Below are 23,714 nucleotides of genomic sequence, written 5' to 3' on the forward strand. Positions count from 1 at the left end.
CCGGTCGGGATTGCGTAGGCCGTTGATACTGGCGACCTCCTGCCAAGAAAAACCGTATCGCCCTGCAATCGAAGAAAGACTTTCTCCCCGGCGCACGACATGCTGTTTCAATGCTGCCTCCACCGCCAAATAAGACGACGAATCAATTGAGACTGATCATGCAAAGGCCTGACGGTGCTTTCAAGCATCACGTTCATCCGGACAACTTTATGTCGGCTACATATCATTGAGCATGGCCGAGAAGCTCCCAAGCTGGCTGCCACCTGCGCCTTTTGCGTTGGGCCACCCCGATGCTAGGGGCCGTCACGATCACCAAGAAGGAATATCACATGCAGGTCTGGACCGGGCTGGGCAATCCGGGGCCGCAATATGCGATGCACCGCCACAATGTCGGCTTCATGGCCATGGACGCCATCGCCGAGGTGCACGATTTCGGCCCCGTCAAGAAGCAGTTCCAGGGCTGGACCCAGGAAGGGCGGATCGGCGGGCAGAAGATCCTGCTGCTGAAACCCGCGACCTTCATGAACGAGAGCGGCCGAAGCGTCGGCGACGCGCTGCGCTTCTACAAGCTGGGGGTCGAGGCGTTGACCGTCTTCCACGACGAACTCGACATCGCGCCCTTCCGGGTCAAGGTGAAGACCGGAGGCGGCACCGCCGGGCATAATGGCTTGCGTTCGATCGACCAGCATCTGGGCCCCGATTTCCGCCGCATCCGGCTGGGCATCGGCCATCCGGGGCATAAGGACCGGGTGACCGGCTATGTGCTGGGCAATTACGCCAAGGCGGAGATCGATCCGCTGTCCGACTTGCTCGGCGCGGTGGCGGCGGAGGCACATTGGCTGGCGGAGGGCGATGACGTGCGCTTCGTCAACGATGTCGCGCTGCGGCTAGGAGAGGCAGCATGAGCGTCCGCCGACTCTTCGCCTCACTCCTCTACGAAGGCCAGCTCGACGACGCCGACCTGCTCGAGGAGATCGAGCAGAGCTGCTGGGCGCTGGCCGAGGACGATCGCGCCGGGCGGCGCTGGTCGAAGGAGCATGGCTATCGCGGCTATACCAGCTACGCTTCGCTCAACGACCTGCCGATCCGCGATCCGGTCTTCGCCGACCTGCGCAAGAAGCTCGACCGCCATGTCGCGCGCTTCGCCGAGGAATGCGCCTTCGACCTGGGCGGGCGCAAGCTGAAGCTCGACAGCCTGTGGGTCAATGTCCTGAAGCCGGGCGGCCATCACTCGGCGCATATCCACCCGCATTCGGTCGTCTCCGGCACGCTCTATGTCGCGATGCCCAAGGGGTCGGGCGCGTTGAAGCTGGAGGACCCGCGCCTACCGATGCTGATGGCCGCGCCGCCGCGCCGCCCCGATGCGCCCGACGATCTGGCAACCTTCGCCACCGCCACGCCCGAGCCCGGCACCGTGCTGCTCTGGGAAAGCTGGCTGCGGCACGAGGTCGTGCCCAATGTCGCCAAGGGCGAGCGGATCAGCGTCAGCTTCAACTATCGATAGAAACGGACACGACGACGCGCCGCACACCCGCGACGAGCCGAAAAGTTCCAACATTCCGTCGATGATTAGGGGCGCTTCGTCGCGCCAATATCGAGTGATTAACCTGTTTAGGCTAGGGAGACAGGGATCGCAGCCCACCCAGCATCGGACGTTACACCCCATGGTCGAATTTTGTGTCTTCACCTTTGGCATGTTGGCGAGCTTCGTCCTGTCGGGTCTTGGCCGGAACAAGAAGGCGCAGCGGGCCAATCCACCGATGCTCCATTATATGGGCCTGGTCCTGATGGGCTTTTCCAGCGCGCTCGGTCTGCTGCTGCTCGGCTGGGCCGCCGCGATGATGGTCGGGGTTGCCTGACGCCATAGGCCGACGCGCCGCCATCGGTTGAGAAATACCGCCATCGCCGCTAGAGGGGCGCTTTCCCCTTGATCCACAGGATAAGCGACGCATGGGTTTCCGCTGCGGCATCGTCGGCCTGCCGAATGTCGGCAAGTCCACCCTCTTCAACGCGCTGACCGAAACGGCGGCGGCGCAGGCCGCCAATTATCCGTTCTGCACGATCGAGCCCAATGTCGGTAACGTCGCGGTCCCCGATCCGCGTTTGTACCAGCTGGCCGAGGTCGCGGGCTCGGCCAAGATCATCGAGACTCAGCTGGCGTTCGTCGACATTGCAGGCTTGGTGCGCGGCGCGTCCAAGGGCGAAGGGCTAGGCAACCAGTTCCTGGGTAATATCCGGGAGGTGGACGCGATCGTCCACGTCCTGCGCTGCTTCGAGGACGGCGACGTCACTCACGTCGAGGGTAAGGTCGATCCGATCGCCGATGCCGAGACGGTCGAGACCGAACTGATGCTGTCCGACCTGGAAAGCCTGGAAAAGCGGGTCCCCGCCTTTATCAAGAAGGGCCAGCAGGGGGACAAGGAAGCCAAGATCGCCGCCTCGGTCCTGGGCCAGACGCTGGAACTGCTGCGCGACGGCAAGCCTGCGCGGCTGACCAAGCCCAAGGACGAGGAGGAAGCCCGCATCTTTTCCCAGGCCCAGCTGCTGACCGCCAAGCCCGTCCTCTATGTCTGCAACGTCGAGGAATCGAACGCGGCGAACGGCAACGCGCATTCGGCGCGTGTGTTCGAGAAGGCCGCCGCCGAGGGCGCGCAGGCCGTCGTCGTATCGGCCGCGATCGAGGCCGAAATCGCGACCATGCCGCCCGAGGATCGCGGCGAGTTTCTGTCCGAGCTGGGCCTGTCCGAAACCGGTCTGGCCCGCGTGATCCGCGCCGGTTACGCGCTGCTCGACCTGCTCACCTTCTTCACTGTCGGGCCGAAGGAAGCGCGCGCCTGGACCGTCCATCGCGGCGCCAAGGCCCCCAATGCGGCGGGCGAGATCCATAGCGATTTCGAACGCGGCTTCATCCGAGCCGAAACCATCGCCTTCCCCGATTATATCGCGTTCAAGGGCGAAGCCGGAGCCCGCGATGCGGGCAAGCTGCGCGCGGAGGGCAAGGAATATGTCGTGCAGGACGGCGACGTGATGCTGTTCCGCTTCAACGTCTGACCCGATTTGTGCCGGTTCGGTCCTACCGACCGGCACATTCCCCCTTTGCACGGCGAAAGCGGATCGATACGCCTGGCGTCATGATCCATGTTAGCTCCTATCGTCGCATCATCTACAGCAGCCGCTCAGTCGGCGCGGATGGGCGCGCCGATCATCAGGCGATCTTGGCGACCTCGCGCCGGAACAACGGCATGGACGGGATTTCGGGCATCCTGTGGATCGGCGACGGCCAGTATCGCCAACTGCTCGAAGGTCCGGCGGACAGCGTCGGCGAGGTGTATGAGCGGATCGCGAAGGACCCGCGCCACACCGACATCGTCGTCCTGGACGACCGCACGATCGATTCGCCCGAATTTGGCGAATGGGCGATGGCGGGCCTGCCCGGCGATCGTCCTCAGGACGCCGCTGAACGCCTGCGTCTCCTGCTGCGCAACGCCGCCCCGGAAATCCGGCGCTTTTTTCCGGTCGACTGACCCGCATCGCGCGGACGACGGACTCTCATCGGCCCTCTCGCAACTGACATAAGTCGGCGCTATCGGGCGGTTTCGAAAGGAACCGCTCCCCGTGACCCGACTCCCCCTGACGGCTCTTGCGCTCGCCCTGCTGGCGGGTTGCGCCTATCCCCACACGCCCCCCGCCCTCTTCCCGGTCACCGCGCCCGCTCCCGCCCAGGCGGCGGCGACGGTCGCGCCGTTGGAAGACCGGGCACCGGTCACCATCCTGGTGTCGATCGACGGCTTCTGGGCGCCTTATCTCAAGCGCGGGCTGACGCCGAACCTGTCGCGGCTGGCCGCCGGGGGCGTCAGCGCATCGATGCGGCCGTCCTTTCCGTCCAAGACCTTTCCCAATCACTGGACGCTGGTGACCGGCGTCGTGCCGGACCGGCATGGCATCGTCGCCAACAGCTTCACCGACCCCGCGCATCCGGGGGAGAAGTTCACCATGTCCTCCGAACAGCCCTATTGGTGGGACGAGGCCGAGCCGGTCTGGGTCACCGCCGAGCGGGCGGGCATCCCGACCGCCACCATGTTCTGGCCCGGCTCCAACATCGCCTGGGGCGCAACCGCGCAGGACGACGAGGAACATGACGCGTCCACTGGCGGCACGCGCCCGCATGACTGGCAGCAGTTCAGCGCGAATGTAAATGACCGCCAGCGCGTCGATACGATCATCGATTGGCTGCGCCGTCCGGCCGCGACCCGGCCGCGCTTCCTGACCCTCTATTTCGACGAGGTCGACGGGGCAGGCCATAAGGGCGGGCCGGACTCGGTCGAGGTGAACAACGCACTGAAGGCGGTCGACCAGGCGATCGGGCGACTGGTCGCGGGACTGGACGCCCTGCACCAGCCCGCCAATCTGGTCATCGTCGCCGACCATGGCATGGCCGCCACGTCGAGCGACCGGATGATCGTCCTCAATCAATTCCTGGACCCAGCCGATTACGAGCTGTCCGAGGACGGCCCCTTCGCGATGATCCGCGCCAAGCCGGGGCATGAGGCCGCGCTGGAGGCACGCCTGCTCGGCCACCGCGACCATCTCGACTGCTGGCGCCGGCAGGATATCCCGGCGCGCTTCCATTATGGGCGCAATCCCCGCATCGCTCCCTATTTCTGCCTAGCCCAGGCGGGGTGGACGATCAGCGCCGAGCCGCCCAAGAAGCCGTTCCGCGGCGGCACCCACGGCTATGACAATCAGGACCCCAGCATGGCGGCGCTGTTCATCGCCAACGGCCCGGCTTTCCGATCGGGTGTGACGCTGGCGCCGTTCGACAATGTCGATATCGCCCCGCTGATCCGCGACCTGATCAGCCTGCCGCCGGGACAGGGACTGGACGGCAATGATGCACCGTTCCGCCGCACCTTCAAACGATAAGGATGAGAGGATGACTTTTCTGGAGGACATCGGGGTCGGCGACGTGGCCCGTTTCGGGTCGTACCGAGTCGAGCGGGAAGAGGTGCTGGCCTTCGCCAAGGCCTATGACCCGCAACCGTTCCACCTGTCCGAAGAAGCGGCGGCGGCCACCCATTTCGGGCGGCTGTCGGCCAGCGGATGGCACACCGCGTCGATGGCGATGGCGATGATCGTCGCCCATTTCCGCGAGACCGGCTTTCAGAGCATCGGCTCGCCCGGGGTGGACGAGCTTCGCTGGCTGAAGCCCGTTTATCCGGGCGATACGCTGCATTGCGAGACCGAGGTGCTGGAAACGCGGCGCTCGGCCAGCCGCCCGGAAATGGGCTTCGTGATCAGTCGCTGGACGGTCCTCAATCAGGACGATGTGGCGGTCATGACCATGCGCCCCACGGTCATGATCCGCACGCGCGGCGTCTGATCAGCGCCGTCCGCGTCCGCCCGGTCGGCCACCACGCCAGCCGCCGGGCGTTCCGCGATTGCCGCCGCGCCAGCCCTCGGCCCGCGGCGGCGGTGGTGGCGCTGGCCTGACCGCCCCATTGCCTCGCCAGCCGCCGGGCACGTCGCCCCGCCAGCCGCCTCGGCCCCATCCGCGCCACTGGTCGCGAATCGGCCCACCGCCCCACGACCCGCGCCGCCCTTCCCAATAGGCGCGCTGGCCATCGTTCCAGCGATAGGGCCGACGATACCGGTCGTAGACATAGACGCCGGTGCCCGGATAATAGAAATTGTCGTACCATCCGAAATAGGACGGCGCGTAGCCATAGCCCCCGCCATAATAGCCGGGCGCATAGCCGCCACCATATCCCGCGCCGACCGACACGCCGCTATAGCCATAGCCGTCGGTACAACCGCCCAGCGCCATCAGGCCGGCGAACATCGCCGCTGCCAAAGATTTCCGACCGAGGACCATCGTCCCTCTCCAAGCCCCTGGCCTGTCATCGCGGACCGCGGCAGGGGTCCGCAATCCCACGTCCCTCACCGGTCAACCCGGGCGCATGATCATGGTTCCTGCGCTCTGGCCGATGCATCGGCCATGAACGAGGGCCACGAAGGGGATGGGGGGGCGACGAAGGGGGATTGGCAAAGCGGCTCAAGCAAGGCTAACCTGAAGTACCGTTCATCATGGGCGGTGGAGTGAATGGGCGGCGCATGACCGGGATCAATCCGGCACGACCCCCGACAGCGTACCAGTGCGCACGCGAGCGAAGGTGGAGGGACAGGACGAATGGCGATGACGGAGAACACCGTACCCCCCGGCGAAGCGCCGGAGCCATTCCAGGAAGAGGTCCATGATCCCCGTCGCCGCGACTTCATCAACGTCGCCGCCGCTTCTTTCGCCGGCGTGGGCGCGCTGGCGATCGTCCTGCCGCTGATCAACCAGATGAACCCCTCGGCCGATGTCCTCGCGCAATCGACGACCGAGGTCGACCTGTCGAAGATCGAACCGGGCCAGGCGATCAAGACCAGCTTTCGCAAGCAGCCGCTGTTCGTGCGCAACCTGACGCCCAAGGAAATCGCCGAGGCCAATGCCGTGCCGCTGTCCGAGCTGCGCGATCCGCAGACGCTGGCGGAGCGGACCAAGCCCGGCAAGACCAACTGGCTCATCACCCTGGGCGTCTGCACCCATCTGGGCTGCGTGCCGCTGGGCGCGGGCGAGGGCGAGAACAAGGGTCCCTATGGCGGCTATTTCTGCCCCTGCCACGGCTCGGCTTATGACACCGCCGCGCGCATCCGCAAGGGTCCGGCCCCGAAGAACCTGTTCGTGCCCGATTATAAATTCGACAGCGACACGACCGTCACGGTCGGCGCGGCCGCTTGAAGGGGATTTGAGAGATGAGCTTTCCCTGGGCCAAGCATTACGAACCGAAACAGCCGCTCATGCGCTGGCTGGACGAGAAGCTGCCGGTGCCGCGCCTCGTCTACAACGCTGTGGGCGCGGGTTATCCGGTGCCGCGCAACCTGAATTATTTCTGGAATTTCGGCGTGCTGGCGGGGGCCGCCCTTGCCATCCAGATCATCACCGGCGTGGTGCTCGCGATGCACTATGCCGCCAATGCGGGCGTCGCCTTCGACTCGGTCGAAAGCATCATGCGCGACGTCAATGCAGGCTGGTTCCTGCGTTATGCCCACGCCAACGGCGCGTCGATGTTCTTCATCGTCGTCTACACCCATATCTTCCGCGGCCTGTACTACGGGTCCTACAAGGCCCCGCGCGAGATGGTCTGGCTGCTCGGCGTGGTCATCTTCCTGCTGATGATGGCGACCGCCTTCATGGGCTATGTGCTCCCCTGGGGGCAGATGAGCTTCTGGGGCGCGCAGGTCATCACCGGCTTCTTCTCGGCGATCCCGCTGGTCGGCGATACCATCCGCATCTGGCTGCTGGGCGGCTTCGCGCCGGACAATGCCGCGCTCAACCGCTTCTTCTCGCTCCACTATCTGCTGCCCTTCGTGATCGCGGGCGTCATCATCCTGCATATCTGGGCGCTGCATATCCCCGGCTCGAACAACCCGACCGGCGTGGACGTGAAGGGCGAGCAGGATACCGTGCCCTTCCACCCCTATTACACCGCCAAGGATGCGGTCGGGTTGGGCGTGTTCCTGCTGGTCTTTGCGGTGATGCTGTTCTTCTTCCCCAATTATCTGGGGCATCCGGACAACTATATCCCGGCAAACCCGCTCTCGACCCCGGCGCACATCGTGCCCGAATGGTATTTCTGGCCCTTCTATGCGATCCTACGCGCCTTCACGGCCGACTTCATCCTGCCCGCCAAGCTGTGGGGCGTGCTGGCGATGTTCGGGTCGATCCTGCTGCTGTTCTTCCTCCCCTGGCTGGACAGCTCGCCGGTGCGCTCGAACAATTTCCGGCCCAAGGCGCGGGTCGCCTTCTGGGTGCTGGTGGTCGACGTGCTGCTGCTCGGCTGGTGCGGGGGCTCGCCCGCGACGCCCTTCTTCATCATCCTCAGCCAGGTCACGGCGGCCTATTATTTCCTCCACTTCCTGGTGATCCTGCCCTGGATCGCCCGGACGGAGCGCCCCGCGCCGCTGCCCAACTCGATCACCGAGGCGGTGCTGGCCAAGCATGGCGGTACGGCCCCCACCAAGTCGGCCCTAACCCCTGCGGCCTCGGCCTGACCCGAACCGAGAGAGGATAAAAGAACATGGTTCGTGGCATCGCATTCCTGGTCGGGGCGGCCTTCACCTTTGTCCTTGCCATCGCGCTGTGGGGCAGCATCTCGGGACTTGTCTCCGAGCCGCCCGCCCCCACGGCCGAGGAGGAGTTCCACCTTCATCCCAAACAGGCGCATCTGGCCTCGGACGGCATCATGGGCCGTTTCGACCGCCGCCAGCTCCAGCGCGGGTTCCAAGTCTATAAGGAGGTTTGCGCGGCCTGCCACTCGCTGCGGCTGGTGGCGTTCCGTGACCTGAAGGATCTCGGCTATAACGACCCCGAGGTGAAGGCGATCGCCAACCAGTGGGTGATCGAACAGCCGAGCATCAACCCGGAAACGGGCGAGGCGACGACGCGCAAGAACGTGCCCGCCGACCACTTCCCCTCGCCCTTCGCCAACGAAGTCGCGGCGCGCGCGGCCAACAACAATGCGCTGCCGCCCGACCTGTCGCTGATGACCAAGGCGCGGCATGACGGCACGAACTACATCTATTCGCTGGTCGGCCCCGACGCCTATCGCAACCAGCCTGCCGAGCTGCTGCGCAAGTTCCCGGACATCAAGACGCCGACCGGCCTGCACTACAACCCCTATTTCGCGAACCTCAACATCGCGATGCCGCCGCCGCTGACCTCGGATGGCCAGGTGCAGTATACCGATGGCACGCTGGCGACCCGCGACCAGATGGCCAAGGACGTCGCCGCCTTCCTGACCTGGACCGCCGAGCCCAAGCTGGAGGCGCGCCATTCGGCCGGGATCGGGGCGGTCGTGTTCATCCTGATCTTCTGCTTCCTCGCCTGGGGCGCGTATCAGAATGTCTGGCGCGACGTGAAACACTGAGATCGGGCAAGCCCGTACGAGCGCCTGGGGCGGCTTCCGACACGGGAGCCGCCCTTTTTCTTTGGCCGCCCTCCGCCCCTGGTGCTTGCGGAGACCATGGCCATCCCCCCTTTACCCCTGCCCTCCATGGGCCCATGACGCGGCGCATGAGCGCGAATGACGACCTGAAAGCCCTGATCCGCACGATCCCGGACTTCCCCAAGCCCGGCATCCAGTTCCGCGACATCACGACCCTGTTGCTCGACCCGACCGGCGTCGCGCGCACCGTGGAGCGGATGGTCGCCGCGACACGGGGGCCCGTCGATCTGGTCGCGGGGATCGAGGCGCGCGGCTTTCTGTTCGCCGCCGCACTCGCCGTACCGCTGAACGCGGGCGTCCTCCTGATCCGCAAGGACGGCAAGCTGCCCGGCGCGACCATCGCGGAGGATTATGCGCTGGAATATGGTCAGGACCGCATCGCCATCCATGAGGATGCGCTGGTTCCCGGTGCCCGCGTCCTCTTGGTCGACGACCTGATCGCCACCGGCGGCACGGCGCGCGCCGCGGTCCGGCTGATCCGCAAGGCGGGCGGCGTGGTGAACCAGGCCCAGTTCCTGGTCGACCTGCCCGACCTGGGCGGTGCCGAGGCGCTGCGTGCCGAGGACATCGCAGTCGACGCGCTGGTATCCTTCCCAGGCCACTGATGCGCCTCGCGCTTCATGAGCCCGATATCGCGGGCAATGTCGGCACGCTGATCCGCACCGCGACCTGTTTCGGGGTCGCGGTCGACCTGATCGAGCCGATGGGCTTTCCCTATTCCGACCGCGCGCTGGCCCGCTCGGCGATGGACTATGCTGCGCTGGCCGAGGTGGTGCGCCATGCCGACTGGGACGCCTTTCGCGCCGCCACGCGCGGGCGGATCGTGCTGGCGACGACGCTGGGCGCAATTCCCCTGCCCGAGATGGCCTTCCGCCCCGACGACGTGATCCTGCTGGGTTCGGAAGGGGCGGGCGTGCCGGAGGCCGTCCACGACGCCGCCGATATCCGCGTGCGCGTGCCGATGCGCAGCGGGGTCCGCTCGCTCAACGTCGCCATCACCGGCGGCATATTGCTGGCCGAGGCGCGTCGTCAGACCGGCTGGGCGCAAATGCCGGGTTGACCCTGGCCCCCGCCCCCGCCCAGAACCCCCGCGTCATGACCAGCCGCACCCCCGATATCGCGCTCGATGCCGAGCAGGACGCCGCCCGCCTCTGGTTCGAGAGCTTGCGCGACCGGATCTGCGCCGCGTTCGAGGCGATCGAGCGTGAGGCGGGATCGGACGCCGCGTTCGACTATATTGCCTGGGACCGCGCCGATCCCAGCGGCGAGCCCGGCGGCGGCGGCGTGCGCGGGGTGATGAAGGGCTGCGTGTTCGAGAAGGTCGGCGTCAACGTCTCGACCGTCGGCGGCACCTTCGAGGGGCCATTCGCCAAGACCATTCACGGTGCCGGCGACGATCCGCGCTTCGTCGCGACCGGGATCAGCCTGGTCGCGCATATGGCAAATCCGCATGTACCCGCCGTGCACATGAACACCCGCTTCCTGAGCACGACCAAACGCTGGTTCGGCGGCGGGGCGGACCTGAACCCGCCGCTGCCCGTCGAGGAGGATACCGCCGACTTCCATGCCCGGCTGAAGGCGGCGTGCGACGCGCACGACCCGGAGCATTATCCCCGGTTCAAGGCCTGGGCCGACGATTATTTCTACATCCCGCATCGCCAGGTGCATCGCGGCGTCGGCGGCATCTTCTACGATCATCTCGAAGGGGATTTCGACACCAGTTTCGCCTTCACCCGCGATGTCGGCGAGGCGTTCCTCGACATCTTCCCGCGCATAGTCCGGCGCCGCATGGACACCCCCGCGACCGAGGCGGATCGCGCGCAGATGCTGGCGTGGCGCGGACGCTATGCCGAGTTCAACCTGGTCTATGACCGGGGCACGCTGTTCGGGCTGAAGACCGGCGGCAATATCGATGCGATCCTGATGAGCCTGCCGCCGCTGGCCACCTGGGAATAAAGCGATGGCGCTGATCCCCGTCGACGCGGCCGAGATCGCGACCATCGTCACCACGCTGGAGATGCGCGATCGACCGCGCCCGCGCCCCCTGCCCGCCTCGCCGCTGGGTCTGGTCGCCTGGAAGTGGCCCGATCCGGCCAAATACCGCACACTGTTCGCGCGGGTCGGCGCGCCCTGGTTGTGGTTCTCGCGGCTGGTGATGGATGATCCCACGCTGACCGCGATCATCCATGACCCGGCGGTCTCGGTCTTCGCGGTGGTCGACCGGGCGGGGATCGAGGTCGGGCTGCTCGAACTCGATCATCGGCGGCCGCGTGAGTGCGAGATCGGCTATTTCGGGCTGATCCCCGAATTGGCGGGGCAGGGGCATGGCCGCTGGCTGATGGCGCAGGCTTTGATGCGCGCCTGGATGCCCGGCGTGGAGCGGGTGTGGGTGCACACGTGCACACTCGACCACCCGTCCGCGCTCAACTTCTATCGCAAGCAGGGGTTCGTGCCTGTCTCGCGTGCGATCGAGACCTTTCCCGATCCGCGCACCCTCGGCCTGTTGCCGCCCGAGGCCGCGCCGCAAATCCCGCGTCTGGTTTAGGCGCGAACCAGGCGGCGATAGGCCGCAATCGAGATCAGCGCCTGCCCCAGCCCCGCCGCCATCGCCACCGCGGCGGCCCCCGCTTGCAGCAGCGCGATCGCGACCGGATTGCCGGACCCCATGCCGCCATCGCCCTGCACCATATCGATCAACGCCACGAAAGGCTGGGCCGCGACGATTCCGCCCAGATAGGTGCAGGAGGCCAACGCCGCCATCGACAGCCCCGCGCCGCGCGTCAGCATGACCGACCGCCCCATAGCCGCCAGCGCCGCCGTCCGCCGCTCGGCAAACAGTACCGGCCCGACCAGCATCAGCCGCCCCGCAATGTAGATGCCGGGAAGTATCCAGAGCAGCGTCCCCGCGCCCACCGGCACCGCAACCAGCACCATCGCCAGCACGAAGCGCGGCGCCATGGTCAGTGCGCGGCCCAGCGCCTCGCCGACGCTCTGCCGCCCGCCGCCCAGCTCCAGCGACAGGACCGCCGCCGTGCCGATCAGGCCGATCGCATAGGCGGCAAAATACCAGCCGCCATAATGGGTCGCCCATTCACCGACCGAATCGATCCAGGCCATGGCGCGCAGGCCCCCCTCGCCCACGCCTTCCTCGGGCTGGGGCGGCATGGGTACGAGCAGCCCGAGCGCCAAAGCGGGCCAGAACAGAAAGGGCGCGGCCAGCCGGACCAACAGCCCGCCGTCCCGGCGGAACAGGCCCCAGGCGTCCCGCAGGGTCGCGATTACATCCAGCTTCATCACAGGGCGGGCGCGCCGTCCTCGACCGGATAGGCCTTGTCCCCCGCCGTCGCGACATAGAGCCGCGCGACGAAGACATAGGCGAGCGTCAGGAAACCCGTGCTGACCACCGTGCCGATCAGCATGGCCAGCAGCAGCGCCAGCGGCGCGCGGTCCGCGCCCAGCACCAGGCGCAGGACCGCGCCCGACACGCCCTGCGCGGCGAGCGTGGCGACACCCAGCACGATCAGGAACAGGATGAAGACGCCGATCAGCCGCCAGGTCATTCCCCGGGTCAGCGCGATCGAGCGGCGGAACGCGCCGAGCCCACGCCGCTCGTTGAGCACCACCGCATAGACCGGCATCAACCGCGCGACGAGCCAGAGCGATAGCACCGCCACGACCAGCGTGTAGAGCGCGACGAACATCGCTGCGCCGCCCGGCATCGGCGGCAGCTTCGACGGATCGCCTTGAGCCGCCATGACGGCGGCGAAATCATAGCCCGACGCGCCGAGCACGACGATCGGCACCAGGATGATCAGGCCAAAGCCGATACCGATGACCGCACCGACGCCGATCACCGGCAGCAACCGGCCCAGCGCCGCGCGCGACGCATCCGCCGTGGTCGTCGCCGGATGGGTCGCGACCGCCATGATCGCCAACTGGGCCCAGACGCCCATGATCAGCGACAGCAGGGTGATAGCGAAACCCGTCACCCCCATCTGTCCGGGCGCGGCGCCGCGCGGCACCAGCAACAGCTGCAATACCGCCGGAAGGACGATGCCGATCGCGGCGATCGGCGCAAGCATCCCGGCCCTGCCCGACAACACCTGCTGCGTGCTGTCCCACACGGTTCCGATCCTGACGGTCATCATTCCTCCCTTGGCCGGGCCACCCCGCCCGGTCCGCTTTGCCTAGACGATTGCTCGGGCCAACGCCATCGGTGCGCAATGCTTGCAACCCCGGGGGCGGGGGCGCAGAGACGGGACATCGTGACTCACATACCCGACATGCCCGATATCGAATGGCGGATCAGCCCCGGCCTGACGCCCTATGACCAGTCGCTTGCCGAGATGGAGGCGCGCGCCGCCGCCGTGGCGGCGGGCGAGGCGCGCGAGCTGGTCTGGCTGCTCGAACATCCGCCCGTCTATACGGCGGGGACCAGCGCCGATCCGGTCGAGCTGGTCGACCCGCGTTTCCCGGTGTTCCAGACCGGCCGCGGCGGCAAATATACCTATCACGGCCCCGGCCAGCGGACCGGCTATCTGGTGCTGGACCTGACCAAGCGCGGGCGCGACGTGCGTCGCTTCGTCCACGGGCTGGAGGACTGGCTGATTGCCGCGCTCGCCCGGCTGGGCGTCCATGCCTTCAGCGTCGACGGGCGCGTCGGCATCTGGACCCGCGACGGCGGGCCGGAGGCGAAGATCGGGGCGATCGGCGTCCGCGTGCGCCGCTGGATCACGCTGCACGGCTTTGCGATCAATATCGCGCCCGACCTGTCCCATTTCGGGGGTATCGTGCCGTGCGGCCTGCCCGAATTCCCGGTGACCAGTCTTTTTGCGTTAAACGGCGTCAAGTCCTTGGAAACCTTTGACGAGGCACTTGCGTTCACATTTCCGGCTTTCCTCAACGCTCTCGACGCGCTGCGACAAAACGAGGCTTGAGGACCAGACGGTATCCGATTAATGTCCACCCCGATTTGGGTAATAGGGCCAGCAAGCCGTTCCAAATCCTTTATATCAAGGGAGCTTCCAATGCGTGCAATCATCTCCAAGGTCCTGACGGGCTCGATCATCGCCGGCGCGGCGCTCGCGGTTTCGGCTTGCGGCTCGAAGACCGAGAACACTGCCGATGCGAACATGACCATGAACGCTTCGGAAGGCATGGACACCGCCACCGACAACATGACCGCCGTCGACGGCGCCATGAACGGCGGCATGATGGCCAACGACACCATGGGCAACGACATGATGATGGCCAACGACACCATGTCGATGAACGCATCGAACGCGATGTAATCATCATCGGGGCAACCCGATAGGAAGGGGCCGTCCGGGCGACCGGACGGCCCTTTTTCATGCCCGCTGAAGTCCCACCGCAACCCCGTCGAAATACGGCACTTTCACTACCCTTCCGTAACGACCGACGATCCCCGGCAATCGTCCCGCCCACGCGATTTCCATTTGGGTTAACGGCCGAAAAGCGTTATGTTTCGGGACGCTCGAAGGCCCTACGGGGGAAGGATCGAAACATAATGAAGGTGGTGCGTACCGCGCTGGTCGCTGGCGTGGCGTTTTGGGGGATGGGTGCCGCGGCGCCTGCATCGGCACAATTCTTCCTGCAGCCCTACAACTTCCAGGGAAAGCCCGTTCAGGGCGACGAACCCGGCATCGGCCAACCGCTGCCCGGGGCGACTCCGGCCGAGTTGCGGGCAGGCTTGCTGTGGAACATGCGCGCCGCGCTGAACGTCGCCGCGCTGCAATGCCAGTTTGAGCCGATGCTGGCGACCGTCGCCAACTATAACGCGATCCTGAAGGACCATGATGCCGAGCTGAAGGGCGCGTTCGACACGCTGGGTGCCTATTTCAAGCGGAAGAACAAGACCCCGCGCGAAGGGCAGATGGCGCTCGACCAATATGGCACGCGCACCTATTCCAGCTTTGCGGCGGTCGCGGCGCAGCTGAACTTCTGCCAGACGGCGGGCTCGATCGCCCATGCGGCGGTGTTCACGCCGCGCGGCCATCTGGGCGAGCTGGCGGTCGAGCGGATGCGCGAGTTGCGCAACAGCCTGACCCCCTATGGCGAGCAGCGCTTCCCCCGCTATATCGGCCGCGAGCAACATATCGTCGCCACCATGCCGCGCCTGGATGCGCTGTGCTGGAACAAGAAGGCCGAATGGGTCGCCAAGAAGTGCGGTGCGCAGAACTGGCCGCCGGCCGGCGCGACCGCCATCGCCGCGCGCTGATCCAAAATCCTCCCCGATATGGGGAGGTGGCAGCGCGGAAGTGCTGACGGAGGGGGGGGCTTCCGCTGGGAGCGCCCTGTGTGGAACACCCCCTCCACCACCGCTTCGCGGCGATCCCCCTCCCCGTGCCGGGGAGGATGAAAGCGCCCCCTCCCCTTTCGCCGCAATATTTGCTAGGCGCGCGGCCATGCTCAATCTGAATGGCATCACCGTGCGCCTGGGCGGCCGCACGATCCTCGACGGCGCATCCGCGGCGCTCCCCCCCGGCAGCCGGGTCGGCCTGATCGGCCGCAACGGTGCAGGCAAGTCGACGCTTGTCCGCGTGATCGCGGGCCAGCTGGAGGCCGATGACGGCGCGTGCGAAATGCCCAAGGGCGCCAAGCTCGGCTATATCGCGCAGGAAGCGCCGGACGGCAGCGCCACCCCGTTCGAGACGGTGCTCGCCGCCGATATCGAGCGCGCGGAGCTGATGGAGCGCAGCGAGACCGAGAGCGATCCCGAAAAGCTGGGCGATATCTATGAGCGCCTGATCGCGATCGACGCTTATACAGCCCCTGCCCGCGCCTCCAGCATCCTGCAGGGCCTGGGCTTCGACGAGGCGATGCAGGGACGCCCGCTGTCCAGCTATTCGGGCGGGTGGAAGATGCGCGTCGCGCTCGCCGCGCTGCTGTTCTCCGCCCCCGACGTGCTGCTGCTCGACGAACCGTCGAACCACCTCGACCTCGAAGCGGTGATGTGGCTGGAGGATTTCCTCAAATCCTATCGCGCGACGATCCTGCTGGTCAGCCATGAGCGCGACTTCCTGAACAATGTCGTCGACCACATCCTGCACCTGCAGGGCGGCAAGGTGACGCTCTATCCGGGCGGTTACGATTCGTTCGAGCGCCAGCGCGCCGAGCGGATGGCGCAGCTCGCCGCCGCCAAGGCGAATCAGGACGCGCAGCGCGCCAAGCTGCAGGACTATATCGCCCGCAACTCGGCCCGTGCCTCGACCGCCAAGCAGGCGCAGAGCCGCGCCAAGATGCTGTCCAAAATGCAGCCGATCGCCGAGATGGCGAACGACCCGTCGCTGTCCTTCGACTTCCCCGATCCCGACCAGCTGCGCCCGCCGCTGATCACGCTGGACCTGGCGAGCGTCGGTTATGCGGAAACGCCGATCCTGAAGCGGCTGAACCTGCGTATCGATCCGGACGATCGGATTGCGCTGCTGGGCCGCAACGGCAACGGCAAGACGACGCTCGCCCGCCTGCTCGCCGCGCAGCTGGCACCGATGGAAGGCGAGATGAACGCCTCGGGCAAGATGCGCGTCGGGTACTTCACCCAGTATCAGGTCGAGGAGCTCGACACCGACGACACCGCGCTGGAGCATATGACCCGCATCATGCGCGGCGCGAGCCCGGCGGCGGTGCGCGCGCAACTGGGTCGGTTCGGCTTTTCGGGCGACAAGGCGACGACCAAGGTCGGCAAGCTGTCGGGCGGCGAACGTGCGCGTCTGGCGCTGGCGCTGATCACCCGCGATGCGCCGCACATGCTGATCCTCGACGAGCCGACCAACCACTTGGACGTCGACGCGCGCGAGGCGCTGGTCCAGGCGCTCAACATGTACAAGGGCACGGTCGTGCTGGTTAGCCATGATCGCCACATGCTGGAGATGACGGCGGACCGACTGGTCCTGGTCGACAACGGCACCGCGAAGGAATTCGACGGGTCGCTGGACGATTATATCGCCTTCGTCCTGAAGGGCGATGCGGGCCAGGGCGACGCCGCGTCCAAGGCGGACCGCGCGGCGAACAAAAAGGCCTCGGCCGAACAGCGCGAACGCTTCAACGCGATGAAGAAGACGCTGCGCGGCATCGAGGACGAAATGGCCAAGCTGACCCGCGAACGCGACGCGCTGGACAAGGCGATGAACGATCCCGCCGCCGCCGAGCCGCGCCATGCAAAGCTGTCGATGGGGGAGCTGAACAAGCGCCGCGCCGAGGTGGTCGACAAGCTGGCCGAGGCGGAAGTGCGCTGGATGGAAGCGGGCGAGGCGATGGAGGCGGCGTAAGCCGCCGTCTTTGCGGAGAAGTCGGAGCGGGGCGAGCTTATCCCCCAAAACCCACTTGTTCCCCGGCGAAGGCCGGGGTCCAGTTTCTATAACGCAGGTGGCGCGCCACCCACCGCGTGGGAGGCCATCGCCCGCACACCGCAACTGGACCCCGGCCTTCGCCGGGGTACGCGCGATACTTAGGCTTACGCTTCTTCCGAACCCTCGACGGCGTCTTCGCCATCGGCCGGATTCTCGATCCACGCCTCGACCTCGCCGGTCAGCTTCAGGGTCAGCGGGCGGCCATGGCGGTCGACCTTCTTGCCCAGCGCAACGCGAATCCAGCCTTCGGAAATGCAATATTCCTCGACGTCGCGGCGCTCGGCACCCTTGAAGCGGATGCCGACCCCACGCGAAAGGAGGTCCTGGTCGAAATAGGGGCTGTCCGGGTTAGTGGACAGGCGATCGGGAACGGTATCGGTCATGCTTCGGCCTTAACGCCGACTCGGGGTCGCTGCCAAGAAGGCCGCCCGAGAAAAAGCGGCGCCGGGATTGCTCCCGACGCCGCCAAAGGCCTTAGTTACAGACCCGCACCTGAACATTGCGGCCCCAATAAGGGTCCCAGCGCCAGTCGGTCCAGCAGCGCGGCGCATAGCTGCGATACTCATATTGGTACACCGGCGGCGGGGGCGGCGGTGCATAATAGGGGTCGTAACCCCGATCATAGTAATAGCGGCGATCGACATAGCGCGGCTGGTTGCTGCTCGCGATGGCCGCACCGATGCCCAGGCCAAGTATGCCGCCGATCAGCGCGCCTGCGGCCGCATCGCCGCGATCGCGGTGATAATAACCGCCATAGCCACCACCCCAGCCACGGCCCCAACGCTGCGCCTCGGCCGGAGCCGCCGCCGTCAACGCGGTGGCACCCAGGGCGAGGCCCAGTCCCAATTTCTTCCACATCCCATTCATACCGAACCTCCGATACTGATACGCCCGGTCCGCTGACGGCAAAACGCGCACGCGGCGTCCGTGTTGCCTGCTCTGCCACTATCGGGCTGAATGGACGCGGAATATGGTGTTTAGTCAGCGTTCAGGAGGGGGAGGAGGTGATGGCGTGTTGGCTGCTGAAATCGGAGCCGGACAGCTATGGCTGGGACGATCTGGTCCGCGAAGGATCGACCGAATGGGACGGCGTGCGCAATGCCGCCGCCGCGAAACATCTGCGCGCGATGCAGGTCGGTGACCGTGCGATCTTCTATCACAGCGGCAAGGACAAGGCGGCGGTCGGCATCGCAACGATCACGCGCGCGGCCCGGCCCGATGGCGAGAATGGCCGCTGGGTCTCGGTTCAAGTCGCCCCCGACAGACCGCTGTCCCGGCCGGTGACGCTGGCGGCGATGAAGGCGGATGCGCGACTGGCCGGACTGCCGATGCTCCGTCAGTCGCGGCTGTCGGTATCGCCGGTGGGTGAGGCCGAGTGGGGCGTGCTGATGGAATTGGCGGGCCTTTAAAACCTCCCCGTTCCGGGGAGGGTCAGCCCAGGCTCCGGGCGTAGTCGGCCGCCTCGCGCACCTGCTCCGGCGTCGGGCGCACGCCGGTGTAGAGCACGAACTGCTCCAGCGCCTGGATCGTCGCGACCTCGGTGCCGGTGATGACCCGCTTGCCCATCCCGCGCGCGACCGTCAGGAACTTGGTCTCGGGCGGATATTGCACCACGTCGAAGGCGATTTCGGCCTCGGCGATCATCGCCTCAGGGAAAGCCAGCTGGTCGTCATTGCCGCCGGTCATGCCGATCGGCGTGACGTTGATCAGCAGCGCGGCGCCCTCGTCCAGCTCGCTCGCCCAGCCGAAGCCGTAAAGATCGGCCAGCTCTCGCCCGACCGCTTCGTTGCGCGCGACAATGGTGCCGTCGGTAAAACCCGAATCGCGCAGGGCCGCCGCCACCGCCTTGGCCATGCCGCCGGAGCCGCGCAGCACGAAGGGCGTCGCGCGGTCGATATCGGCGATCAGTTCGACCACGGCGGCGTAATCGGTGTTGTAGCCGGTCAGTCGCCCGTCATCGTTGACGATGGTGTTCACGCTGTCGATCGCCGCCGCCGATCCAGCAAGCCCGTCGAGCATCGGGATCACCGCTTCCTTGAACGGCATCGAGATGGCGCAGCCGCGAATGTTCAGCGCCCGGATGCCGCCCACCGCCGCCGCCAGATCGGTGGTGCTGAACGACTTGTAGACATAATCGAGCCCGGTCAGTTCATAGAGCCGGTTGTGGAAGCGCGATCCGAAATTACCGGGCCGCGCCGACAGCGACATGCACAGCCGCGTGTCGCGGCCGATGGGGGGCTTGGTGGTCATCGGGCCTGTCTAGCGGAATGCGGGTGGGCGCGCATCCCTTGGCCCGCGCTCTGCCGATCACCGCAACAATTTCGGATCGATCACCACATGCCGGATATGCTGCCGGTTCCAGGTATAGCTCACATGCACCAGCCCGTCGCGGGTCTGGATCACCGCCGGATAGGCATAACCATCGGGCATGGGCTTGCTCTCCAGCGTCAGGACGTTGCGCCAGCGCACGCCATCGTCGGACAGCCCGATGTTGAGCGGCCAGCGCGGCCCGTCGCCCGGGGTGCCCGGCGCATGCGCGCTGTGATTGTAGACGATCAGCTGACGCCCGTCGGCCAGCGTCACTGCGTCGGTGCCCGCATTGGGATTGGGCAGATCGATCGCGGCGATCGGCGACCAGCTGACGCCGCCGTCACGCGACCAGCTCTGCGCCAGCGCACCCTGCCGCGTGCGGGCGATCAGTTCCAGCTTGCCGTCCTTGTGGAACAGGATGCTGGGCTGGATCGCCTCGATATGCATGGGCGAGGCGATGGGTGGGGTGACGGTCCAGCTGCGCCCCTGGTCCGTGCTCCGCTCGATACGCAGCGACCAGATATTGGCCTCAGCCGTGCCTTCCTCGCGGCTCGACGGCGACAGCCAGGCGCCATCGGGGGCGATGACCGGCTTGTTCTTGATCGGGCCCAACACGCCGCCCGGCAGGCGCTCGGGCTTGCTCCATGTCCGTCCGCCATCGCCGGAGCGGATGACCATGCCCCACCATTCGCGCGGGTTGGGCCCGACCTTGTAGAACAGGTGGAGCGGCTGACCCGGCGGCTGGAACAGCACCGGGTTCCAGGTGGGATAACGCTGGCCACCGGGCACGATACCGTCGGCGACGGGCACCGGCGCGGTCCAGCCCTTGGCCTCGCGGCGCGCGAACCAGATACGGACATCGGGGCGGCTCTCGCCCGAACCCGCGAACCAGGCGGCGGCCAGCATACCGTCGGGCAGCTGGACCAGGGTCGAGGCATGGGCCTGCGGATAGGGCGCGGCGGCATCGACGAACTCGGACAGCAGGATCGGCGAGCGTGGCTCCGCCGCGGGGAGGGCCGAGCCGACCACCGCCATCGGCACCAGCAAGGCTGCTATTGCGATCCGCATATTCCGTCCTTCGCCGCCCATGGAGAGCCGCGCCGATAGACGCTATCGCCGGATCTCGCCAGCGATCGTGGCGACCAGCGCGGCGGCGGGCATCGCCCGGGCGAGCGGCGCCCCCTGCCCCGCCCATTGCGCGCCATAGCCATATTCGCCCCGCCCCCGCGCCGCCGCGTTCAGCGCCTTTCCGGCGTCATAGGCGACCGGATAATCCGGGATCGGCGCGGCGAGCGCCTCGGCCAGCGTCGTGAAGCGATTGGGCAGGCACCGTGCCGGACGCCCCGAAATGGCGCGGGTCATCACCGTATGCGCCGCGCCCTCGCCCATCAGCGTCGCACGGTACGCCGCATCCGCCGCGCTTTCGGGACAGGCGATGAAGGCGGTGCCGAGCTGCGCCGCGACCGCGCCCAGCGCCAGCGCGGCGGAGACACCCGCCCCGTCCATGATCCCGCCCGCCGCGATCACCGGCAGGGTCGTTTGCGTTACCAGCAGCCGGGTCAGCGCCAGCGTGCCCAGCCAGTCGTCGGGGGCATCGGGATCGAAGACACCGCGATGGCCACCCGCCTCATAACCCTGCGCGATCACGGCATCCATGCCCGCCCGCTCGGCGGCCTGCGCTTCGGCCAGCGAGGTAACGCTGGCGAGCAGACGGCATCCCGCCTGTTTCAGCGCCGTCACCTGGGCGGGGGCGGGCAGGCCGAAGTGAAAGCTGACCCAGGCCGGTCGCGCCTCGACCAGCAGGGCCAGCATCGCATCGTCTTCGCGAAAGCTCGGATAAACGGGCCGCAAAGCCTCAGGCGGTTCGGCCCCGAAAGTGGCGAAGGTAGGACTTAAGGCCTCACACCATGCGGCCTCGCGCGCGCGGTCGATACGCGGCGGGGCATGGACAAAGAGATTGACGTTGAACGGCCGGTCGGTCCGCGCCCGCAACTCGGCCAGCATGTCTCCGGCCAAGGCAGGCGTGTTCGCCCCCAGCGCGATGCCGCCCAGTCCGCCTGCCGCATTGACCGCCGCCGCCATGGCGGGTGTCGATACACCCGCCATCGGCGCTTGCAGGATCGGAACCGCTGCGATCAGGGCGTCCGGCACCGTCAGCGCGGGGCCTTGGCCCCTTCGATAGCGGCCTGCGGATCGACCGAGGGCGCGCCTTTGGCAGGTGTGCCGGTATTGGCGATCGATCCGGTGTCGGCGCGCGGGTCCGCCTCGACCTTGTTGACCGCCGCGTCAGCCGCATTGGCGGGAGCCTCGCCCGCCGCGGGTTCCGCCTTGGCCGCCGGGGCGGCGGGCAGCGGCAGGTTCGATCCCTGCTGGTTGAGGTACAGGATCACGTTCGCGCGGTCCTGCGGGTTGGAAAGACCGGCAAAGGTCATCTTCGTGCCGGGCGCGAACTTGCGTGGGGACGTCAGCCACGCGTTCATCTTGTCCCAGTCCCATTTGCCGCCGACGGCCTTCAGCGCGTCGGAGAAGGCGAAGCCCGCTTTGCCTTGCGCGATACCCTCGCCCAGCGTGGCATAGAGGTTGGGACCGATGCCGTTCGCGCCGCCCTGGTTGATGGTGTGGCATGCCGCGCATTTCTTGAAGACTTCGGCACCCTTGGCCGCGTCGGCGGTGGGCAGGAGCGAGGCGATCGGCACCTCGGCGGCTCCGCCGCCCGCACCCTCGGCCTCCACGCCTTCGATGGCATAGCCCATCTTTTCGGGGCGTTCCTCGTGGAAGATCATGCCTCCGACGATCGAAAGGCCCAATGCTGCGCCTGCCGCGCCCAGCACCCATCCCGCGATCGTATTGGTCTTTAGGTCCATCGCTCTTCGCTGCCCCGCCAATATCTCTCCTGAACGGCGACCTTAGGTGCGGCTTTCGCGAACGGCAAGTTCTGCTTCCCTTGATCGCGCCGCCCCTGCGCTTTAGGCCGCACGCCCATGGAGAATTACGCCGCCCCCGCCCGCCCGATCGTCGAGGCGATGACCGCCGCCGCTCTCGCCGAGCCCGCGCGCGCGGTCGCGTTCCAGGGCGCGCCCGGCGCCAACAGCCATGTCGCGGCAATGGAGGTATTTCCCGACGGCCTGCCGCTGCCCTGTTTCGATTTCGCCGATGCGCTGGACGCGGTGAAGACCGGCAAGGTCGACCAGGCGATCATCCCCATCGAGAATTCGCTGCACGGCCGGGTCGCCGACATCCATTTCTTGCTGCCCGAATCCGGGCTGGCGATCGTGGCTGAGCATTTCCTGTCGATCCGCCACGCCCTGATGGCGACGGGCACCCGAGACGAACTGGCCGAGGCGATGAGCCATCCGCAGGCGCTGGGCCAGTGCCGCCACTGGCTTCGCGCCCATGGCATCCGTCCCATCGCCTATGCCGACACGGCGGGGGCGGCGGCACGGGTGGCGGAGATGGCCGATCCCCGTATCGCCGCGCTGGCCCCGCCGCGCGCCGCCGAACTCTACGGCCTGAAGCTGCTGGCCGAGGATATTTCGGACGCCGACAGCAACATGACCCGCTTCGTCGTGCTAGCGCGCGGCAACCAGCCGCCCGTCGGCGAGGGGCCGTGGATGACCAGCCTGATCTTCGAGGTGAAGAACATCCCCGCCGCCTTGTACAAGGCGATGGGCGGGTTCGCCACGAACGGCGTCAACATGACCAAGCTGGAAAGCTATCAGCGCGGCGGCAGCTTCGCCGCGACGGAGTTCTATTGCGACGTGGTTGGGCGGCCGGGTGAACCGGCCTTCGACCGGGCCATCGAGGAACTGGGCTTCCACAGCAAATGGGTGCGGATGCTGGGGACCTACCCGCAGGCGCGGGAGCGGGGGTAAACTGAAATTTCCTCCCCTGGAAGGGGAGGTGGCGCGCATAGCGCGACGGAGGGGTGTCGCCCTCTCGATAGCGGGACACCCCTCCACCAGCTTCGCTGGTCCCCCTCCCCTTACAG

At 66.9% G+C, this 23,714-nt stretch carries 29 protein-coding genes; 20 read left to right on the forward strand and 9 right to left on the reverse strand.

Translation table 11 applies throughout. The features are described from left to right. The first annotated feature begins 329 nt into the window (after positions 1-329). From pth to SSA01S_RS08875, 7 genes are all read left to right on the forward strand, one after another. Positions 330-905: an aminoacyl-tRNA hydrolase gene (pth, locus tag SSA01S_RS08845; protein WP_058733782.1), complete on the forward strand. Its 576-nt coding sequence runs from the start codon at positions 330-332 to the stop codon at positions 903-905. After that, the gene (locus SSA01S_RS08850) at positions 902-1,504 is read left to right on the forward strand and encodes a TIGR02466 family protein (protein WP_061780106.1); all 603 of its coding nucleotides are present in this window, start codon (positions 902-904) and stop codon (positions 1,502-1,504) included. Before pth ends, SSA01S_RS08850 begins: the two co-directional genes overlap by 4 nt. A 160-nt stretch (positions 1,505-1,664) precedes the next feature. Beyond that, positions 1,665-1,859: a hypothetical protein gene (locus tag SSA01S_RS08855; protein ID WP_058715837.1), complete on the forward strand. Its 195-nt coding sequence runs from the start codon at positions 1,665-1,667 to the stop codon at positions 1,857-1,859. A 91-nt stretch (positions 1,860-1,950) separates the two neighbouring features. Continuing rightward, positions 1,951-3,051: a redox-regulated ATPase YchF gene (gene ychF / locus SSA01S_RS08860; RefSeq protein ID WP_061780107.1), complete on the forward strand. Its 1,101-nt coding sequence runs from the start codon at positions 1,951-1,953 to the stop codon at positions 3,049-3,051. A gap of 80 nt (positions 3,052-3,131) precedes the next feature. Then, positions 3,132-3,524, forward strand: a complete 393-nt coding sequence (locus tag SSA01S_RS08865) for a BLUF domain-containing protein (protein ID WP_061780108.1) — start codon at positions 3,132-3,134, stop codon at positions 3,522-3,524. Positions 3,525-3,615: 91 nt separating this feature from the next. Then, a complete protein-coding gene (locus tag SSA01S_RS08870; RefSeq protein WP_061780109.1) occupies positions 3,616-4,923 on the forward strand; it encodes an alkaline phosphatase family protein in 1,308 nt (435 codons plus the stop codon). 10 nt (positions 4,924-4,933) lie between these two features. Next, entirely contained in the window at positions 4,934-5,380 is a 447-nt protein-coding gene (locus SSA01S_RS08875; RefSeq protein WP_061780110.1) for a MaoC family dehydratase, read from the forward strand. Here the strand turns inward: SSA01S_RS08875 and SSA01S_RS08880 are convergent, their stop codons facing one another. After that, positions 5,381-5,872 (reverse strand): hypothetical protein, encoded by a 492-nt coding sequence (locus tag SSA01S_RS08880; protein ID WP_082795007.1) that lies wholly within the window; start codon positions 5,870-5,872, stop codon positions 5,381-5,383. It abuts the gene before it with no gap. Positions 5,873-6,187: 315 nt separating this feature from the next. On the opposite strand from SSA01S_RS08880, the gene petA reads away from it, so the two are divergent. The 7 genes from petA (at position 6,188) to SSA01S_RS08915 (ending at position 11,592) form a co-directional block, all read left to right on the forward strand. Next, positions 6,188-6,781 (forward strand): ubiquinol-cytochrome c reductase iron-sulfur subunit, encoded by a 594-nt coding sequence (gene petA / locus SSA01S_RS08885; protein WP_061780112.1) that lies wholly within the window; start codon positions 6,188-6,190, stop codon positions 6,779-6,781. Between the two features lie 14 nt (positions 6,782-6,795). Continuing rightward, positions 6,796-8,094 (forward strand): cytochrome b, encoded by a 1,299-nt coding sequence (locus tag SSA01S_RS08890; protein ID WP_058715830.1) that lies wholly within the window; start codon positions 6,796-6,798, stop codon positions 8,092-8,094. 26 nt (positions 8,095-8,120) lie between these two features. Further along, on the forward strand, positions 8,121-8,969 hold the full coding sequence (locus tag SSA01S_RS08895) for a cytochrome c1 (RefSeq protein WP_058715829.1): 849 nt from the start codon (positions 8,121-8,123) through the stop codon (positions 8,967-8,969). A 146-nt stretch (positions 8,970-9,115) separates the two neighbouring features. Further along, the gene (locus tag SSA01S_RS08900; protein WP_061780144.1) at positions 9,116-9,652 is read left to right on the forward strand and encodes an adenine phosphoribosyltransferase; all 537 of its coding nucleotides are present in this window, start codon (positions 9,116-9,118) and stop codon (positions 9,650-9,652) included. After that, positions 9,652-10,107 (forward strand): tRNA (cytidine(34)-2'-O)-methyltransferase, encoded by a 456-nt coding sequence (locus SSA01S_RS08905; protein WP_061780113.1) that lies wholly within the window; start codon positions 9,652-9,654, stop codon positions 10,105-10,107. The genes SSA01S_RS08900 and SSA01S_RS08905 overlap by 1 nt, the downstream gene beginning before the upstream one ends. A 35-nt stretch (positions 10,108-10,142) precedes the next feature. Continuing rightward, positions 10,143-11,003 (forward strand): oxygen-dependent coproporphyrinogen oxidase, encoded by an 861-nt coding sequence (hemF, locus tag SSA01S_RS08910; protein WP_061780145.1) that lies wholly within the window; start codon positions 10,143-10,145, stop codon positions 11,001-11,003. A 4-nt stretch (positions 11,004-11,007) separates the two neighbouring features. Beyond that, entirely contained in the window at positions 11,008-11,592 is a 585-nt protein-coding gene (locus SSA01S_RS08915) for a GNAT family N-acetyltransferase (protein ID WP_061780114.1), read from the forward strand. On the opposite strand, the gene SSA01S_RS08920 is transcribed toward SSA01S_RS08915, so the two are convergent. Both SSA01S_RS08920 and SSA01S_RS08925 read right to left on the reverse strand, forming a co-directional pair. Continuing rightward, entirely contained in the window at positions 11,589-12,341 is a 753-nt protein-coding gene (locus SSA01S_RS08920) for a hypothetical protein (RefSeq protein WP_061780115.1), read from the reverse strand. The genes SSA01S_RS08915 and SSA01S_RS08920 overlap by 4 nt on opposite strands. Next, a complete protein-coding gene (locus tag SSA01S_RS08925; RefSeq protein WP_156477720.1) occupies positions 12,341-13,195 on the reverse strand; it encodes a DUF7847 domain-containing protein in 855 nt (284 codons plus the stop codon). Before SSA01S_RS08925 ends, SSA01S_RS08920 begins: the two co-directional genes overlap by 1 nt. 117 nt (positions 13,196-13,312) lie before the next feature. On the opposite strand from SSA01S_RS08925, the gene lipB reads away from it, so the two are divergent. From lipB to SSA01S_RS08945, 4 genes are all read left to right on the forward strand, one after another. Further along, positions 13,313-13,984, forward strand: a complete 672-nt coding sequence (gene lipB / locus SSA01S_RS08930) for a lipoyl(octanoyl) transferase LipB (RefSeq protein ID WP_153003054.1) — start codon at positions 13,313-13,315, stop codon at positions 13,982-13,984. A 90-nt stretch (positions 13,985-14,074) separates the two neighbouring features. Then, positions 14,075-14,338, forward strand: coding sequence for a hypothetical protein (locus SSA01S_RS08935; protein WP_058717597.1), 264 nt, complete (start codon positions 14,075-14,077; stop codon positions 14,336-14,338). A 236-nt stretch (positions 14,339-14,574) separates the two neighbouring features. Then, positions 14,575-15,285 (forward strand): hypothetical protein, encoded by a 711-nt coding sequence (locus SSA01S_RS08940; RefSeq protein ID WP_058717598.1) that lies wholly within the window; start codon positions 14,575-14,577, stop codon positions 15,283-15,285. A gap of 187 nt (positions 15,286-15,472) precedes the next feature. Then, on the forward strand, positions 15,473-17,335 hold the full coding sequence (locus SSA01S_RS08945; RefSeq protein WP_061780117.1) for an ABC-F family ATP-binding cassette domain-containing protein: 1,863 nt from the start codon (positions 15,473-15,475) through the stop codon (positions 17,333-17,335). Between the two features lie 185 nt (positions 17,336-17,520). Here SSA01S_RS08945 and SSA01S_RS08950 read toward each other — a convergent pair whose 3' ends face one another. Together SSA01S_RS08950 and SSA01S_RS08955 are read right to left on the reverse strand one after the other, a co-directional pair. Continuing rightward, positions 17,521-17,799 carry a DUF3297 family protein gene (locus tag SSA01S_RS08950; RefSeq protein WP_061780118.1) on the reverse strand — a complete coding sequence of 93 codons (279 nt, stop codon included), beginning with the start codon at positions 17,797-17,799 and terminating at the stop codon, positions 17,521-17,523. 91 nt (positions 17,800-17,890) lie between these two features. Then, on the reverse strand, positions 17,891-18,274 hold the full coding sequence (locus tag SSA01S_RS08955; RefSeq protein ID WP_419836515.1) for a hypothetical protein: 384 nt from the start codon (positions 18,272-18,274) through the stop codon (positions 17,891-17,893). A gap of 149 nt (positions 18,275-18,423) precedes the next feature. Here SSA01S_RS08955 and SSA01S_RS08960 point away from each other — a divergent pair, with 149 nt between their 5' ends. Continuing rightward, positions 18,424-18,825, forward strand: coding sequence for an EVE domain-containing protein (locus SSA01S_RS08960; RefSeq protein ID WP_061780120.1), 402 nt, complete (start codon positions 18,424-18,426; stop codon positions 18,823-18,825). 22 nt (positions 18,826-18,847) lie between these two features. On the opposite strand, the gene SSA01S_RS08965 is transcribed toward SSA01S_RS08960, so the two are convergent. Genes SSA01S_RS08965 through SSA01S_RS08980 form a run of 4 tightly spaced genes read right to left on the reverse strand, consistent with a single transcriptional unit; the run spans position 18,848 to position 22,590 of the window. Beyond that, positions 18,848-19,666: a shikimate 5-dehydrogenase gene (locus SSA01S_RS08965; RefSeq protein ID WP_061780121.1), complete on the reverse strand. Its 819-nt coding sequence runs from the start codon at positions 19,664-19,666 to the stop codon at positions 18,848-18,850. Between the two features lie 57 nt (positions 19,667-19,723). Then, positions 19,724-20,794: a sialidase family protein gene (locus tag SSA01S_RS08970; RefSeq protein ID WP_061780146.1), complete on the reverse strand. Its 1,071-nt coding sequence runs from the start codon at positions 20,792-20,794 to the stop codon at positions 19,724-19,726. 42 nt (positions 20,795-20,836) lie between these two features. Continuing rightward, positions 20,837-21,883: an NAD(P)H-dependent flavin oxidoreductase gene (locus tag SSA01S_RS08975; protein ID WP_061780122.1), complete on the reverse strand. Its 1,047-nt coding sequence runs from the start codon at positions 21,881-21,883 to the stop codon at positions 20,837-20,839. Next, positions 21,880-22,590, reverse strand: a complete 711-nt coding sequence (locus SSA01S_RS08980; RefSeq protein WP_058717605.1) for a c-type cytochrome — start codon at positions 22,588-22,590, stop codon at positions 21,880-21,882. Before SSA01S_RS08980 ends, SSA01S_RS08975 begins: the two co-directional genes overlap by 4 nt. Positions 22,591-22,707: 117 nt before the next feature. Here SSA01S_RS08980 and SSA01S_RS08985 point away from each other — a divergent pair, with 117 nt between their 5' ends. Continuing rightward, positions 22,708-23,598, forward strand: a complete 891-nt coding sequence (locus SSA01S_RS08985; protein ID WP_061780123.1) for a prephenate dehydratase — start codon at positions 22,708-22,710, stop codon at positions 23,596-23,598. Positions 23,599-23,714 lie beyond the last annotated feature (116 nt).

The organism is Sphingomonas sanguinis NBRC 13937, from assembly GCF_001591005.1.
Taxonomy (GTDB): Bacteria; Pseudomonadota; Alphaproteobacteria; order Sphingomonadales; family Sphingomonadaceae; genus Sphingomonas; species Sphingomonas sanguinis.